The 223-nt window shown below is 56.5% G+C and carries 1 pseudogene; it reads left to right on the top strand.

The window, feature by feature from the left end:
- Positions 1-15: 15 nt before the first annotated feature.
- Positions 16-223, top strand: a pseudogene (locus tag G5A07_RS21910) (hypothetical protein); the annotation flags it as partial.

Raw genomic sequence — 223 nt, 5'->3', positions numbered from 1 at the left:
GTCTTGGGGAAAAATGTGAAGAACTGGACTGTTCGCCAGCGAATCCTGGCAAGTTTCGCCGTGATCATCGCGATCATGCTGCTGATGGCCGCTACTGCGTACGTGAAGATGTTGACGGTGGAAAAGGGCGCCTACCGTGTCCAGGACGACGCCATGCCGGGGATGTACTTCATCACCCTGGTACGCAGTTCGTGGACCGACAACTACCTGCAGACCCAGGAAC

It is taken from the genome of Stenotrophomonas sp. AS012628, from assembly GCF_010608305.1.
GTDB lineage: Bacteria > Pseudomonadota > Gammaproteobacteria > Xanthomonadales > Xanthomonadaceae > Stenotrophomonas > Stenotrophomonas geniculata.
This window is presented reverse-complemented; position numbering and strand designations above follow the sequence as displayed.